We start from the raw sequence: 15,320 nt of genomic DNA on the forward strand, positions 1-15,320 counted from the left end.
CCTCTCGCCCGCTGTAGGCTTTATTCGAAGCTCTGGCATCGTCACTCGTCGATTGCGCCATGGTGAGCTTGCGCAGTTCGGATTCCGGCGTCGGATAGTGAGTCGCACGCGACGCGGCAAACGCTTTGGCCGCGCATGACAGTGCAAGCACAGCGCACGCCGACAGAAAAAGAAAAGTACTGACGCGCATGCGGACCATGCGGCGTCGGCGAAAGATGGGACGGGACATATTGCTTGTGTGGCGTTATCGCGCGGCAGATTCCGCGCGTAATCGCCATTGGGAAATGGAGTGGGTCGAGAGCAGAACTTTAGCGAGACATACGTGCCGCCGATATAGAAATCGGTTGAATTGCCGTGAACCCAATGATTCGTGCCGAACCGCTAATCGTGGAGCGATGCCATATAAAGATCGCGCAGTTCCGTCAGCTCGGCCTGCAAGATCGATACGAATGTCTCGACATCTTCCGACCAGTTCGCAGATTCCCGGATCGCCGCGCGAAGCTCCTGACACTGGTCGTGAAGCATCGACGGCCCCAGCACCGACAGCCCGCCCGACACGCGATGCGCCCAGTGGCGCAACGCCTGCGTGTCGCGGCTCTCCCGAATCGGATGAAGTGCAGCGAGATCCAGGTCGGTCTGCTGCACGATCGTCCGGACGTAAGCGGCGGGCACAGGGGGAAACCTGGGCGGCAGTTCTTCGTCGTTATCGTCGCCCGGACCCTTGTCGTACTGCGTTTCGGGCGCACGTGCCAATACGGCCGCCAGCACCGATAGCGCAACGGGCTTCGTCAGGTAGTCGGTAAAGCCCTGAGCGCGTCCTTGCTCGACGTCCTGCGCACTCGCGCTCGCGCTCACCGCATAGACGGGCAGATCCGGCTCTTTCGCACGAATGGCGGCAAGCAGCTCGGCACCCGTCATCTCAGGCATGTCCATATCCGTCAGCACGATATCGACGTGGTGTTTGCCGAGCAGCGCGAGCGCTTCCTCGCCGTCGGCAGCTTCGATCACTTTCGCGCCTAGCGTCAGAAGCTGATCGCGCAGCAGCCCGCGATTCAGCAGGTTGTCTTCGGCGACGAGAACCGCTGGCATCTCGTTCGTTTGCGGTCTCGCCGCGTGCTCTCTCGCGGCAGGCTCGAACAGTCGCGCCCTCGCGCTCGGTCCTCGCGTCAGCGACTGCACCGCCTGCCTGAAACCGCGCACGCTGAAGATGCTCACTTCGAGCGAGCCGTCGTCACGAATCACGGGGACCAGCGGACCGTCTTGCGTCATCCGGATCACGCGTGACGTGTCTTGCCAGACACGCCCGATATCGGCTGCTGAAAACTCATCGGTCGCAATGAGATATTCGCAGCCGTCGAGCTCCGTCACGCCATTGCCAGGGTCGACATAGGTGAACGAGCTGGCTCGCGGATCATAAAGGCAATCGAACCACTCGCGGTATTCGATTGCACGGCACAAAATGGCCGCGTGGCCCGCAAGCGGTTCGTCGCTCGGCCCCGCCGCCGTCGCCTCGCTACGCAACGGCAGCGAAACCGCGATGCGCGTCCCGACGCCTTCGATGCTTTCGACCGCGATCCGCCCTCGCATCAGCTCGCACAGCCGCGCGCAAATGGAAAGGCCAAGACCTGTTCCGCGCGCCTGCGTGAGACGGTGCCCTTCGCCCTGCGTAAACGGCTGAAAGAGCCTTTGACGCAACTCGTCGGGAATACCCACGCCCGTATCCGCGACGCTCAATTGAAGCGCTCCATCGCGCGAGTCCGCGCGAACCACGATCTTGCCGAAGTGCGTGAACTTGAGCGCATTGCCCAGCAGATTGTTCAATATCTGCGAGACGCGAATCGGATCGAACCACAGACGCTCAGGACACGCGCGATCGATCACGACGAAGAGCTTCAACCCCTGACGGTTCGCAAGCGGCGCGTGCGCGATCATGACGCGAAGAATCAGCTCGCGGATGCAACCCCAGTCTTCCGCGAGACGCATCTCGCCGATATCCATCTTCGAGAAGTCCAGGACGTCGTTCACGACCTGCAACAACGCGCCCGCGGATGCCTGCATGGACTGGACCCGCGCGGCCTGTTCGGCGGCGAGCGGGCCGAGCGCCACCAGTTCGAGATTGCCGACGAGCGACGCGAGCGGCGTGCGGATCTCGTGACTCATCGACGCGAAGAAATTGAGCTTGGCCTTTGCCATGTTGTCGCTCGTTTCCTTCGCCGCGCGCAAGAGCCTTTCTACCTCGTGCTGCTCGGTGATGTCGGCGATTGCGCAGAAGAGCACATCCGTCTTGTTGACGACGGCGGGCGCAAACGCGATCTTCAGGTGCAGATCGTCCGCGCCGGGCCGCGGCTGCGAATATTCGAACTGTTCGATACCTGCATCGCTACGCACCGACGTTGGCGAAACGCCGCGCTTTTCGAAGGCTTCGCACAAGCCGAGCGGCAATCGCGTCGGCGTTTCGCCCAGGTCGAGCACGGTGCGCGCGATCTGATTCGCCGCAATGATCCGGAAGTCGTATTTCAGGACGATGCACAATCCGACGGGCGTCGAATGCACCAGCAGGTGGTTGAGAATCTCGCCTTCCACTGCGAGGCATGCCTGATCATAAGTGCGCGTGAGATAGCGATAATTCCAGTAACGGTACATCGCCAGCAGCAGGCCGACCAACGCCAGAGTCAGGACCAGAATGACCAATGCTTCGGTGCGCCTTGCTGCCAGATCCTTGTAGACAGGCAGCGAAAGCACGATGTGCCCGATGTCGAAGATCAGCGGCTGCGAGCGCGCGCCCCACCCATGCCCCGGAATCCAGCGAAAGACGCCCGCCGCTCCCGGCCGAAGATGTTTTTCCGCGTAGAAGACATTCGCGGCTGCGTCGCCGGCCAGCATCTCGCCTTGCGGGTCGAACAACGCGGCATCGGACTCCATCGAATCCGGTATCGAGTCGGCAACCACACGGTCCAGATCGATTCTTGTCGCGACGAACGCATAGGGCTGGTCGTCCTTTGCGACAATCGAAAACGCGATGAACGTATGAGCGTGAAAGCCAAGCGAAGCCGGTGCCTTGAACCACATCGTGCGCCGCTCGCGCACGGCATCGAGTTCATCGATATCGCGCGCCGCCATGGTTGCCTTTATCCAGTGCGCCAGCACCGTGAGCCGGTCTGCGCCATTCGGGTCGCGCACATTGGCATCTGCCGGGAAGAAGCCGTATCCGTACGACGCGCTTGCATCGAGCAGGCCGAATTGCAGCGTCGGCGTGCGGCTGCCGCGCGAGAGCAGTTGAACGGCTTCGTCACAGGCAAACTGGATACGCGTTTCGTTATGGTCGCGCCGCCAGGCGACGCACCTGTCGTCGCTCTTCCTGACGGGTGCACCGAGCAGACCCTGTCCGCTCAGTTCGAGCAGCAGGCGTCCCGTCGTCAACATGCTTTGCTGGGTGCCGATCGCTGCATTCACGTTGGTCGTCATCAGATGCGCCGCTTCCTGTTCACGCTTCAACGAGGTATTCAGCAGCGTGAGTCCGGTGACAATCGCCGCCGATAGCGCCGCGACAATCAGCAATCCGACGGCAACGGAAAAGATGCGACGCTCGCGCTTCAGATTGCGCTCGAGCATCCGCAGCATCTCGAGGGGCGAATCCTGCCCTGAGGCGAAGAGACGCTCCATCAGGCAAGTCCCATCTCGGTTGCGTATTTGACGAGCTCAGCGTGATTCTCGACGTGCAGCTTGCGCATGGCCGAGCGCTTCTGCGTCGCGACGGTCGGCACCGAGCGGCTCAACGTGCGCGCGATCTCGGTCACGGAGAGACCTTGCGCGAAGAGGCGCACCACTTCGAGTTCACGCGGCGAAAGCTTCTGCTCGCGGCCGAGGTCCTTCGTCCGCGCGCCTTCGCGCGCGAGACGCTGCTGGATCTTCGGCGAAATGACCGTTTCCTTGCTGACCAAAGCCCGCATGCAGATCTGCGCAAGTTCGGAGGTCGGCTCTTCCTTGCTCACGATCGCGGCAACGCCCATCTTGCAGAGTTCGTGAAACATGCCGCCGCTCGTGACCATCGTAAAGACCACGAGCGGAATCTCCGGATGCGCGCGCCGAAGCATGCTGACGAGACGCAGCCCGTCGAGCTCGACCTGCTCGTCGCCCTGCATCACGAGATCGGTGATGATGAGGTCGGCGGGTTCTTTTTCGAGCAGGCGAACCAGTTCCGCGCCCGAGTGGGCCGTTGCAGCTACCGTGTAGCCCGGTATGTCGGCGAACGTGTCGGAGATGGCCAAAAGGACGATCGGGTGGTCGTCAGCCAGCACGACCCGGACGTTACGCGTCGTGCCGCTCATGAGCGCACCGAATGAAGAGCCGTTGGTATTTGCCTCGACAGATCGAACAGACGAACAGCATGGTTCATCACAATCTCCGCGGGTTGGGTATACGGCCCTTTACATTGTAAGACATGCCTGGTTTTATTGAGAAATCCGCGAATCGAACTTGCGCTGTTCATTGTGAACAGAAATGTGAATAAAGCCCTTCTTTGGCGATGTAAATGAGGCATTGCATGCGCTCTCGCCATCGCAACAGCCGCGGTGCTCGCAGGCAAGGCGCAGGCTGCCGCCGCCCATCGCGCACAGCGCGCAATCCGGCGACTCTCCCTGGCATCCCTGAGCTTTCGCGCCCGACATCTGCGCAGCGTGTTGCATCGACGGCTCCAGTCCGCGTATCGGCATGCGCAGCAGATTGGCGAGCTGCGTCCTCCGAAGCTGTTCGCTCGCGGCCAGCAGCATCCCCGTCACGATAACCATCGACGCAGACAATGCGAGCGCGGTCGACACCATCGCGCGAGTCGTCTTGCCATGCAGACTCAAAACGCCGAGCAGCGCAAGCGACAGCAGGAAAAAGGCCGGCAGCAGAAATATCGAAGCGCCACCCACGCCTTCACACCACTTTCGCAATGTTGGGCTGAACTGCCTGGAAGCGAACATACATTGGGCCTGATTGAAGAAAAGTAGCTGAGTGCCGATGGGCGTAAAGATCGCGAGGAATACATCACCCCGCTGCGCGACGCGACAAATGCGTCCGTTTGCTTGTGTCTGCGCGTTATTCAGACTGTAAAGAAACCGTCTTCATCGAAATATAGAAGAATGTCGATTTCGCGCGCTATGAGCGATCGATTTCTACTGCTTTGCATTGCAAACGCTCATTTGCGTCGCTCCACGCTCCGGCCTGCTGCGATGCTGAAATCGCGGAACAAAAAAGCCGCCCCGGACGGGGCGGCAAGGCCGATCGGAGCATACTCGCCAGCCGTATTGCGGTGACGACTGGCTGAGCGTTATTTGAAGCCTTCTGACGGTTCAGTCCTATAGAAGGATTTCGAATTTTTGCGATGGCGGGTGCCTGTATTTGGCTTCGATTAAACCGGCCGCGATTATTCAACCGGTTGACGCACCGTATTTGCGTAATTTCCATTAGATGCTGTCGATAATCGACCCAGCAAATGCGCATGGATACAGCCCTGACGCTCGCCCTGACGCTGGCCCCGAAAATCCCGTCCATCGCATTGACCCATCCCAACCTTCGTGCACTCCGCAATCGACATAGTTCGAAAGAACTATGCATAGGCCCTTCTTCCTAGTTCCAACGGAACGCTCCGACTAACCATCCGGCGGATATTCATCCCGATGCCGGACGAACACAATCGTGCCGAGAGACTTGCAGTCCGGTCGTGCCACGCACGCCGGACGTATCAAAGGAGAAGCACGATGAGTTCAAGACCGTTATCGGCGCGGCGCGGCCGCGTGATCGAAATCTGGACACCCGAGGACAAAGCGTTCTGGGAACGCGAGGGCGAAGCCGTCGCCAAGCTGAACCTGTGGATCTCGGTCCCTGCCCTCTTCCTCGCGTTTGCGATCTGGCAGGTGTGGAGCGTCGTGGCCGTGAGCCTGCCGACGCTCGGGTTCCGCTATTCGACCAACCAGCTCTTCTGGCTCGCCGCCGCGCCCGCGCTCAGCGGCGCGACGCTGCGCATTTTCTATTCGTTCATGGTGCCGCTCGTCGGCGGTCGACGCTGGACGGCCATTTCGACTGCATCGCTGTTGATCCCCGCGGTCGGCATCGGCATCGCGGTGCAGGATACGTCCACGAGCTATCCGACCATGCTCTCGCTTGCGTTGCTCTGCGGCTTCGGCGGCGGCAACTTCAGCTCGAGCATGGCCAACATCAGCTTCTTCTTCCCGCGCGAGCGCAAAGGCTCGGCGCTCGGCGTCAATGCCGGGCTTGGCAACCTGGGCGTGTCGGTGGTGCAGTTCCTCAGCCCGCTCGTCGTGACGGCGGGGATTTTCGGCGTGTTCGCCGGCGATCCGCAAAGCATTGTCAAGGACGGGCACATCTCGAACGTCTGGACGCAGAACGCCGCGTTCATCTGGGTTCCGTGGATCGCGCTTGCGTCAGTGGCGGCGTGGTTCGGCATGAACGACCTCGCGGAGGCCAAGGCGTCGTTTGCCGAGCAGGCCGTCATTTTCCGGCGCAAGCACAACTGGCTGATGTGCGTCCTCTATCTCGGCACGTTCGGCTCGTTCATCGGCTACGCGGCGGGTTTTCCGCTGCTGATCAAGAGCCAGTTCCCGGGCGTGAATCCCCTCGCGTATGCGTGGCTCGGACCGCTGGTCGGCGCCGTCGTCCGGCCGTTCGGCGGCTGGCTCGCAGACAAGCTCGGCGGTGCGCGCGTGACGCTGTGGAACTTCGTCGTGATGGCATGCGCGGTCGGCGGCGTCCTCTGGTTCCTGCCGTCGGGTCCGTCGGGCGGCGCCTTCTCGGGTTTCTTCGTGAGCTTTCTCGTGCTGTTCCTGACGACGGGCATCGGCAACGGCTCGACCTTCCGCATGATCCCGGTGATCTTCCTGTCCTCGAAGCTGAAGGAAGTCGACGCCAACGACCGCGACGCGGTACAGCGCGCAACGAAGGAAGGCAACACGGAAGCGGCCGCCACGCTCGGCTTCGCGGCGGCGATCGCGGCCTATGGCGGCTTCTTCATCCCGAAGAGCTACGGCAGCTCGATCGCCCTCACGGGCGGCCCGCAGTCCGCGCTGTACACCTTCATCGCCTTCTACCTGATCTGCATCGCGCTGACCTGGTGGCACTACGCCCGCCGCAACGCGCCGATGCCCTGTTGAACCCCGGAGCGCAATCATATGAGCCACTTTCTCGACCGACTGAGCCACTTCGCGCTGCCCAAGGAGCGCTTCGCGGACAGCCACGGCCTGACGACAGGTGAAGACCGCACCTGGGAAGACGCGTACCGGAACCGCTGGTCGCACGACAAGATCGTGCGCAGCACGCACGGCGTGAACTGCACGGGCTCGTGCTCGTGGAAGATCTACGTGAAGGGCGGCATCGTCACGTGGGAAACGCAGCAGACCGACTATCCGCGCACGCGCTGGGACATGCCAAACCACGAACCGCGCGGCTGCGCGCGCGGCGCATCGTATTCGTGGTATCTGTACAGCGCAAACCGCATCAAGCACCCGATGGTGCGCGGCCGGCTGCTCAAGCGCTGGCGCGAGGCGCTCAGCGAGCATCGCGATCCTGTCGACGCATGGGCGTCGATCGTCGAGAACACGGATGCCCGGCGCGACTACCAGAAGGTGCGCGGCATGGGCGGCTTCGTGCGCAGCACGTGGGACGAAGTCAATCAGCTCATCGCCGCAGCCAACGTCTACACGATCAAGAAGCATGGCCCCGACCGCGTGATCGGCTTCTCGCCGATTCCGGCGATGTCGATGGTCAGCTACGCAGCGGGGAGCCGCTATCTGAGCCTGATCGGCGGCGTGTGCATGAGCTTCTACGACTGGTATTGCGACCTGCCGCCCGCCAGCCCGCAAGTCTGGGGCGAGCAGACCGACGTGCCCGAGTCGGCTGACTGGTACAACTCCTCTTACATCATCGCGTGGGGCAGCAACGTTCCGCAGACACGCACGCCCGACGCTCACTTCTTCACCGAAGTCCGCTACAAGGGCACGAAGACGGTCGCCGTGACGCCGGACTACAGCGAAGTCGCGAAGCTGTCCGACCTGTGGCTGCATCCGCGGCAAGGCACGGATGCGGCGCTCGCGATGGCGTTCGGCCACGTGGTGCTGAACGAGTTCTACTTCAGGACACGCAGCGCCTATTTCGACGACTACGCGCGACGCTACACCGACCTGCCGATGCTGGTGATGCTCAAGGAGCACACGCTGCCCGACGGGCGCACGACGCTCGTGCCGGATCGCTACCTGCGCGCAAGCGATTTCAACGGCGCGCTCGGACAGCGCAACAACCCCGAATGGAAAACGATCGCGTTCGACACGACGGGGCGCGCGGTGCTGCCGAACGGCTCGATCGGCTTTCGCTGGGGCGCGCAGGATGGCGACGACACCGGTAAATGGAATCTCGAAGACAAGGAAGCGCGTCACGACGCTCAGGTCAAGCTCAAGCTCTCCGTGCTCGAAGACGGCGAGCGGGCGCATGAGATCGTCGATGTCGCGCTGCCCTACTTCGGCGGCGTCGAGTCGCCGCACTTCACGGCCAATCCGCTCAACGGGCAGATCAATCATGTCCGCGTGCCCGCCGTGCGCTTGCCGCTCGGCAAGGAAGGCGAACGCCGCGACGCGCTGGTGGCGACCGTGTTCGACCTCCAGGCCGCACAGTACGGCATCGACCGGGGCCTCGGCAGCGGCGCGTCCGGCTACGACGACAACGCCGCCTATACGCCCGCCTGGGCCGAGTCGATCACAGGCGTGCCGCGCGATCAGATCATCACCGTCGCGCGCGAATTCGCAAGCAATGCGGACAAGACGCAAGGCCGCTCGATGGTGATCATCGGCGCGGCGATGAATCACTGGTATCACGCCGACATGAACTACCGCGGCGTCATCAACCTGCTGATGATGTGCGGCTGCATCGGCAAGAGCGGCGGCGGCTGGGCGCATTACGTCGGCCAGGAGAAGCTGCGTCCGCAGACGGGCTGGACGGCGCTCGCCTTCGCACTCGACTGGGCGCGGCCACCGCGCCAGATGAACAGCACGAGCTTCTTCTATGCCCACACGGACCAGTGGCGCTACGAGAAGCTCGACATGGAGGAAATCGTTTCGCCGCTCGCGGACCGGCAGGTCTACGGCGGCAGCATGATCGACTACAACGTGCGCGCGGAACGCATGGGATGGCTGCCGAGCGCGCCGCAACTGCGGACGAACCCGCTGCATCTCTCGAAGGACGCCGCCGCTGCGGGCATGGAAGCGAAAGACTATGTGGCGAACGGGCTGCGCAACGGCAGTCTGCAGATGAGCTGCGAAGACCCGGATGCGCCGGAGAACTGGCCGCGCAACATGTTCGTGTGGCGCTCGAACCTGCTCGGCTCGTCGGGCAAGGGTCACGAGTATTTCTGCAAGCACCTGCTCGGAACGGAAAACGGCGTGCAGGGCAAGGATCTCGGCGACAGCGACGCCCGGCCCACCGAAGTGAAGTGGCACGGACAAGCGCCTGAAGGCAAGCTCGATCTGCTGGTAACGCTCGACTTTCGCATGAGCACGACGTGCCTGTACTCGGACATCGTACTGCCCACCGCAAGCTGGTACGAGAAGAACGACCTCAATACCAGCGACATGCATCCGTTCATCCATCCGCTTTCGGCCGCCGTCGATCCCGTCTGGCAGTCGCGCTCGGACTGGGAGATCTACAAGGGATTTGCGAAGGCCTTCAGCGAAGTGTGCGTCGGCCATCTCGGCGTCGAACAGGACGTGGTGCTCACGCCGCTGATGCACGACTCGCCCGCCGAACTCGCGCAACCGTTCGACGTGAAGGAGTGGCACAAGGGCGAATGCGAACTGATTCCGGGCAAGACCGCGCCGCAGGTCGCCGTGGTCGAGCGCGACTATCCGAACCTGTACAAGCGCTTCACCGCGCTCGGCCCGCTGATGAACAAGGCGGGCAACGGCGGCAAGGGCATCGCGTGGAAGACGGAAACGGAAGTGACGCAGCTCGGCCAGCTCAACGGCATCACGCAAGCAGAAGGCTCGACGAAGGGCATGCCGCGCATCGTGTCCGACATCGACGCGTGCGAAGTGATCCTGCAACTCGCGCCCGAAACGAACGGACATGTCGCCGTGAAGGCGTGGGAAGCGCTCTCGAAGGCGACCGGACGCGACCATCGTCACCTCGCGCTCTATCGCGAAGACGAAAAGATCCGCTATCGCGACGTGCAGGCGCAACCGCGCAAGATCATCAGCTCGCCGACCTGGAGCGGCATCGAAAGCGAGACCGTCAGCTACAACGCGGGCTACACGAACGTGCATGAACTGATTCCATGGCGCACGCTCACCGGCCGGCAGCAGTTCTATCAGGATCATCCGTGGATGATCGCGTTCGGCGAAGGCTTTTCGAGCTATCGCCCGCCCGTGGACCTGAAGGCCACATCGGGTATCCACGAGATCAAGTCGAACGGTCATCCCGAGGTCGTGCTGAACTTCATCACGCCGCACCAGAAATGGGGCATTCACAGCACGTACAGCGACAACCTGCTGATGCTCACGCTGAATCGCGGCGGCCCCGTCGTCTGGCTGAGCGAAGACGACGCGCGGCGCGCCAGCATCGAGGACAACGACTGGATCGAGCTGTTCAACGTCAACGGCGCGATCGCGGCGCGCGCGGTGGTCAGCCAGCGCGTGAATCCCGGCATGGTGCTGATGTATCACGCGCAGGAAAAGATCATCAACACGCCGGGCTCGGAGATCACGGGCGTACGGGGCGGCATCCACAACTCCGTCACGCGCATCGTCCTGAAGCCCACGCACATGATCGGCGGCTACGCGCAACTGAGCTACGGCTTCAACTACTACGGCACGATCGGCACGAACCGCGACGAGTTCGTGGTGGTGCGCAAGATGAAGAACGTCGACTGGCTGGACACCCCACGCAATGACGAACTCGCGCGGGCATGCCGGACCCGGGGCGAAAACCCCTGACCCGCCGACGAACAGAAGGAGTCAATGATGAAAGTACGCGCACAGATCGGCATGGTGCTGAATCTCGACAAGTGCATCGGATGCCATACCTGCAGCGTGACCTGCAAGAACGTGTGGACCAGCCGGCCGGGCGTCGAGTATGCATGGTTCAACAATGTCGAGACGAAGCCGGGTATCGGCTACCCGAAGGAATGGGAAAACCAGGACAAGTGGAATGGCGGCTGGGAGCGCCGCGCGGACGGTTCGATCGCGCCGCGTCAGGGCGCGAAGTGGAAGCTGCTGATGAAGATCTTCGCGAACCCGAATCTGCCGCAGATCGACGACTACTACGAGCCCTTCACGTTCGACTACGACCATCTGCATCGCGCGCCCGACATGAAGGCGGCGCCCACTGCGCGACCGCGTAGCCTGATCACCGGGCAGCGCATGGAGAAGATCGTCTGGGGGCCCAACTGGGAAGAGATTCTGGGCGGCGAATTCAGCAAGCGCAGCAAGGACCGCAATTTCGACGATATCCAGAAGGACATCTACGGCCAGTTCGAAAACACCTTCATGATGTATCTGCCGCGCCTGTGCGAGCACTGCCTGAACCCGGCGTGCGTCGCGTCGTGCCCGTCGGGCTCGATCTACAAGCGCGAAGAGGACGGCATCGTGCTGATCGATCAGGACAAGTGCCGGGGCTGGCGCATGTGCGTGAGCGGTTGCCCGTACAAGAAGATCTACTACAACTGGAAGAGCGGCAAGGCGGAGAAATGCATCTTCTGCTATCCGCGCATCGAGGCCGGCCAGCCGACCGTCTGCTCGGAAACCTGCGTCGGGCGCATCCGCTATCTGGGCGTGCTGCTGTATGACGCCGATCGCATCGAACAGGCGGCGAGCGTCGAGCACGACAAGGACCTGTATCAGGCGCAGCTCGGCGTCTTTCTCGATCCGCATGATCCCGCCGTGATCGCACAGGCGCTCAAGGACGGCGTGCCGCAGAACTGGCTCGACGCGGCGCGCGCGAGCCCTGTCTACAAGATGGCCGTCGAGTGGCAGGTCGCGCTGCCGCTGCACCCCGAGTACCGCACGCTGCCGATGGTCTGGTATGTGCCGCCCCTCTCGCCCATCACGGCCGCCGCGAACGCCGGGCACGTGAGCGCGAACGGCGAAATCCCGGACGTGAGCCAGTTGCGCGTTCCCGTCCGATATCTCGCGAACCTGCTCACAGCCGGCGACACGGAGCCCGTCGTGCGCGCGCTCGAACGCATGCTGGCGATGCGCGCGTGGCAGCGGGGCCGCCACGTCGATGGACGCGAAAACCATGCGGTGCTCCAGCAGGTCGGGCTCAGCGTCACGGAAGTCGACGAGATGTATCGCGTGATGGCCATCGCGAACTACGAAGACCGCTTCGTGATTCCGACATCGCACCGCGAATATGCGGAGAACGCGTTCAATGTGCGCGGTGGTTGCGGGTTCAGCTTCGGCAATGGCTGTTCGGAGGGCGTGACGGAAACGAGCCTGTTCGGAAGCGATAAGAAGCGCACGATTCCGATTCGCGTGGAGGTCTGAGCGATGTCCACTATCTATACCGGTCAGCCTTCGCTCGAGACGACGCTGCGCGTGCTCGCGCATCTGCTCGACTATCCGGATGCGGCGTTGCGAGCGGCCCTGCCCGAAATGCGCGACGCGCTGCATGCGCAAGACACGCTCTGCGAGCAACGGCTTGGCGAGATCGACTCGCTCATCGACACGCTGCTGCGCGACGACGGCTTCGACACCGAGGCCGCTTACGTCGATTTGTTCGATCGCGGCCGCGGCACCGCGCTGCATCTGTTCGAGCACGTGCATGGCGACTCGCGCGAGCGCGGCCCGGCGATGATCGATCTGATCCAGACCTACGAGCAGGCGGGGCTTTATCTCGCGTCGGATGAACTGCCCGATCACCTGACCGTGCTGCTCGAATACGCATCGACGCAGCCGCCAGAATCCGCGAAGGGCCTGCTCGGCGAAGTCGCGCATATCCTGCGCAACCTGTACAGCGCATTGATCCGTCGGCAAAGCGCTTATGCGGGCGTGCTGGCCGCGCTGCTCGATCTCGCGGGAGAACCGGCGCGCGCGGTCGAGTTGCCGCAAGAGCCGGGCCTCGACGAAACATGGAGCGAGCCCGCCGCCTTCGACGGCTGCTCGTCCCAGGGCCAGCGACGCCCCGGCGAGCCACAACCCGTGCGCATCGTCAGAAACGCGCACTCGCCTCTTCAAACGCAGTCTCGCATGCAACCTCATACGCAACTTCATACGCAACCTCATGCGCAACCTGAGCAAGGAGCATCGGCATGAACCCCGTGCACAACTTCTTCTTCGGCGTCTATCCGTACCTGTGCCTCGCCGTGTTCCTGTTGGGCAGTCTTATCCGCTTCGATCGCGACCAGTACACGTGGAAGAGCGATTCGTCGCAGCTCTTGCGGGCCGGGCAGCTACGCTGGGGCAGCAATCTGTTTCACATCGGCATTCTGTTCCTGCTGTTCGGGCACACCGTCGGCCTGCTGACGCCGCATGCGCTCTATGAGCCGTTCATCAGCGCGCAGCACAAGCAATTGCTCGCGATCGTTTCGGGCGGAACGGCGGGACTCATCTGCTTCGTCGGACTGACACTGCTCCTTCACCGGCGCCTGTCCGATCCGCGCATCCGGCTCACCAGTCGCCGCACGGATATCGCGATCCTCGTGATCCTGTGGCTGCAACTGTGCCTCGGCCTGATCACGCTGCCCTTTTCGTTCGCCGACCGCGCGGACGCGCACACGATGCTCGTGCTCGCCGACTGGGCCCAGCGGATCGTGACGTTCCGCCCGGATGCGAGCGGGCTGCTCGGCGTCGAGTGGCCGTTCAGGCTGCACATCGTGCTCGGCATGACGATCTTCCTGCTGTTCCCGTTCAGCCGGCTCGTGCACGTGTGGAGCGGGTTCGCATCGGTGGCCTACGTGTTCCGGCCTTACCAGCTCGTGCGTTCGCGTCGGCTTAACCTGCCCTCGCATGGTCAGTCGGCCCGCAAGCTCTGAACTCAGGGAGTCGAACATGCAGAACGATCTGCCGGACGTCGCAACGATCAATGGCGTCGCGCTTCATCGTCCGGACGAAGAACTCGACAGCGGAACGCTGCGCCAACGCGCCTGCACCGAACTGTTGCGGCAGGCGGCCATCACGCAAGGACTGCTCGATGCGGACGACCCCGCATCCGCGGACGGCGCGACCAGCGCCGCGGCGACGGCCGCCATCGACGCGCTGCTCGAACGAATGCTGCACGTGCCGGAACCGGCCGACGACGCGTGCCGCCGGTACTACGCCGCGCATCCCGCCCGCTATGCGGTGGGCGAACGCGTGCACGCCCGGCACGTGCTGTTCGCCGTGACGCAAGGCGTGGACGTCAACGCGCTTCGTCAGCGGGCGGAAGCGTGTCTGCTCGACGTGCGATGCAGCGATGCAGGCAAAGATGACCGTTTCGCCCGCGCGGCGGCCGAGTTGTCGAATTGCCCAAGCGGCGCTACGGGCGGCGATCTGGGGTGGCTCGCCGCCGACGAATGCGCGCCCGAATTTGCCGCACAACTTTTTGGCCAGACGGAGATCGGCGTGTTGCCTCGGCTCGTGCATAGCCGCTTTGGTCTGCACGTGGTGGAGGTTCTCGCGCGCAAGCCCGGCGCGCTGCAAGACTTCGAGACGGTGCGCGCAGCCGTCGCGCGGACGCTGCGACAGTTGGCGTTTTCGACAGCCGTGCGTCAGTATGTCGGCCTCGAGGCCGCGCATGCGGATATCATCGGCGTCGATATCGAAGCGGCTGCAACGCCGCTCGTCCAGTAACCCTGCTCTATCGAAGCCCTTGCCCATGCCATGCCGCTGATCGAACTTTATCCGTATGTGAAGCTCGCTCATGTGTCGTTCGTCACCGGCAGCGGCCTGCTGTTCGCGACGCGCGGCGCGGCTGTACTGATCGGGCAAGCCTGGCCGACGCGTCCCGGCTGGCGCCGGCTCAGCTATGTGATCGACACGTCACTGCTGGCAGCCGGCGTCACGTTGTGGCTCATGCTGCATCTGAGTCCCGTACGGGACACATGGCTCGGCGCCAAGCTGCTCATGCTCGTCGCTTATATCGTGGCTGGATCGTTTGCGCTGAAACACGGCCGCACGCGGTTCGTCCAATGCGTGAGTTTCGGATGCGCGCTCGCGCTATATCTGCTGATCGTGTCGGTTGCCGTCACGCATCGTCCGCTCGGACTGTTCGCGCACGCGTAGTGACTACTTCCGTCCCGGGTTACGCGCGCTCGACACGCCAGGTCACGCCCAACCGCTTTGCCGCCTGATCTCACC

Annotated in this window: 11 protein-coding genes; 8 read left to right on the forward strand and 3 right to left on the reverse strand. The window is 62.9% G+C overall.

The features are described 5' to 3' along the window. Nucleotides 1-381: 381 nt before the first annotated feature. From BN2476_RS27780 to BN2476_RS27790, 3 genes are all read right to left on the reverse strand, one after another. On the reverse strand, nucleotides 382-3,663 hold the full coding sequence (locus BN2476_RS27780; protein WP_087737431.1) for a hybrid sensor histidine kinase/response regulator: 3,282 nt from the start codon (nucleotides 3,661-3,663) through the stop codon (nucleotides 382-384). Further along, nucleotides 3,663-4,328: a response regulator gene (locus BN2476_RS27785; protein WP_087737432.1), complete on the reverse strand. Its 666-nt coding sequence runs from the start codon at nucleotides 4,326-4,328 to the stop codon at nucleotides 3,663-3,665. Before BN2476_RS27785 ends, BN2476_RS27780 begins: the two co-directional genes overlap by 1 nt. Nucleotides 4,329-4,451: 123 nt before the next feature. Further along, complete coding sequence (locus tag BN2476_RS27790; protein ID WP_143811058.1) at nucleotides 4,452-4,769, reverse strand: hypothetical protein; 318 nt, start codon at nucleotides 4,767-4,769, stop codon at nucleotides 4,452-4,454. Nucleotides 4,770-4,838: 69 nt separating this feature from the next. Here BN2476_RS27790 and BN2476_RS46610 point away from each other — a divergent pair, with 69 nt between their 5' ends. From BN2476_RS46610 to BN2476_RS27825, 8 genes are all read left to right on the forward strand, one after another. Further along, on the forward strand, nucleotides 4,839-4,994 hold the full coding sequence (locus tag BN2476_RS46610) for a hypothetical protein (protein WP_160111761.1): 156 nt from the start codon (nucleotides 4,839-4,841) through the stop codon (nucleotides 4,992-4,994). A 750-nt stretch (nucleotides 4,995-5,744) separates the two neighbouring features. Next, entirely contained in the window at nucleotides 5,745-7,154 is a 1,410-nt protein-coding gene (locus BN2476_RS27795) for a NarK family nitrate/nitrite MFS transporter (RefSeq protein ID WP_087737434.1), read from the forward strand. 18 nt (nucleotides 7,155-7,172) lie between these two features. After that, nucleotides 7,173-10,979: a nitrate reductase subunit alpha gene (locus BN2476_RS27800; protein ID WP_087737435.1), complete on the forward strand. Its 3,807-nt coding sequence runs from the start codon at nucleotides 7,173-7,175 to the stop codon at nucleotides 10,977-10,979. 27 nt (nucleotides 10,980-11,006) lie between these two features. After that, on the forward strand, nucleotides 11,007-12,530 hold the full coding sequence (gene narH, locus BN2476_RS27805; protein WP_087737436.1) for a nitrate reductase subunit beta: 1,524 nt from the start codon (nucleotides 11,007-11,009) through the stop codon (nucleotides 12,528-12,530). Nucleotides 12,531-12,533: 3 nt separating this feature from the next. Continuing rightward, complete coding sequence (gene narJ, locus BN2476_RS27810) at nucleotides 12,534-13,298, forward strand: nitrate reductase molybdenum cofactor assembly chaperone (protein ID WP_173819676.1); 765 nt, start codon at nucleotides 12,534-12,536, stop codon at nucleotides 13,296-13,298. Next, nucleotides 13,295-14,017, forward strand: coding sequence for a respiratory nitrate reductase subunit gamma (narI, locus tag BN2476_RS27815; protein WP_087737437.1), 723 nt, complete (start codon nucleotides 13,295-13,297; stop codon nucleotides 14,015-14,017). Before narJ ends, narI begins: the two co-directional genes overlap by 4 nt. A 16-nt stretch (nucleotides 14,018-14,033) precedes the next feature. Further along, complete coding sequence (locus BN2476_RS27820) at nucleotides 14,034-14,813, forward strand: peptidylprolyl isomerase (RefSeq protein WP_087737438.1); 780 nt, start codon at nucleotides 14,034-14,036, stop codon at nucleotides 14,811-14,813. 30 nt (nucleotides 14,814-14,843) lie between these two features. Beyond that, the gene (locus BN2476_RS27825; protein WP_087737439.1) at nucleotides 14,844-15,245 is read left to right on the forward strand and encodes a SirB2 family protein; all 402 of its coding nucleotides are present in this window, start codon (nucleotides 14,844-14,846) and stop codon (nucleotides 15,243-15,245) included. Nucleotides 15,246-15,320: the final 75 nt, after the last annotated feature.

The organism is Paraburkholderia piptadeniae (genome assembly GCF_900007165.1).
Taxonomy (GTDB): domain Bacteria; phylum Pseudomonadota; class Gammaproteobacteria; order Burkholderiales; family Burkholderiaceae; genus Paraburkholderia; species Paraburkholderia piptadeniae.

Bases quoted from the DNA above. Each gene is read 5' to 3' on its own strand.
- BN2476_RS27800 (WP_087737435.1), top strand. From the start codon at position 7,173: ATGAGCCACTTTCTCGACCGACTGAGCCACTTCGCGCTGCCCAAGGAG.
- BN2476_RS27780 (WP_087737431.1), bottom strand. From the start codon at position 3,663: ATGGAGCGTCTCTTCGCCTCAGGGCAGGATTCGCCCCTCGAGATGCTG.
- BN2476_RS27820 (WP_087737438.1), top strand. From the start codon at position 14,034: ATGCAGAACGATCTGCCGGACGTCGCAACGATCAATGGCGTCGCGCTT.
- narH (WP_087737436.1), top strand. From the start codon at position 11,007: ATGAAAGTACGCGCACAGATCGGCATGGTGCTGAATCTCGACAAGTGC.
- BN2476_RS27795 (WP_087737434.1), top strand. From the start codon at position 5,745: ATGAGTTCAAGACCGTTATCGGCGCGGCGCGGCCGCGTGATCGAAATC.
- BN2476_RS27825 (WP_087737439.1), top strand. From the start codon at position 14,844: ATGCCGCTGATCGAACTTTATCCGTATGTGAAGCTCGCTCATGTGTCG.
- narJ (WP_173819676.1), top strand. From the start codon at position 12,534: ATGTCCACTATCTATACCGGTCAGCCTTCGCTCGAGACGACGCTGCGC.
- BN2476_RS27785 (WP_087737432.1), bottom strand. From the start codon at position 4,328: ATGAGCGGCACGACGCGTAACGTCCGGGTCGTGCTGGCTGACGACCAC.
- narI (WP_087737437.1), top strand. From the start codon at position 13,295: ATGAACCCCGTGCACAACTTCTTCTTCGGCGTCTATCCGTACCTGTGC.
- BN2476_RS46610 (WP_160111761.1), top strand. From the start codon at position 4,839: ATGCAGACTCAAAACGCCGAGCAGCGCAAGCGACAGCAGGAAAAAGGC.
- BN2476_RS27790 (WP_143811058.1), bottom strand. From the start codon at position 4,769: ATGCTGCTGGCCGCGAGCGAACAGCTTCGGAGGACGCAGCTCGCCAAT.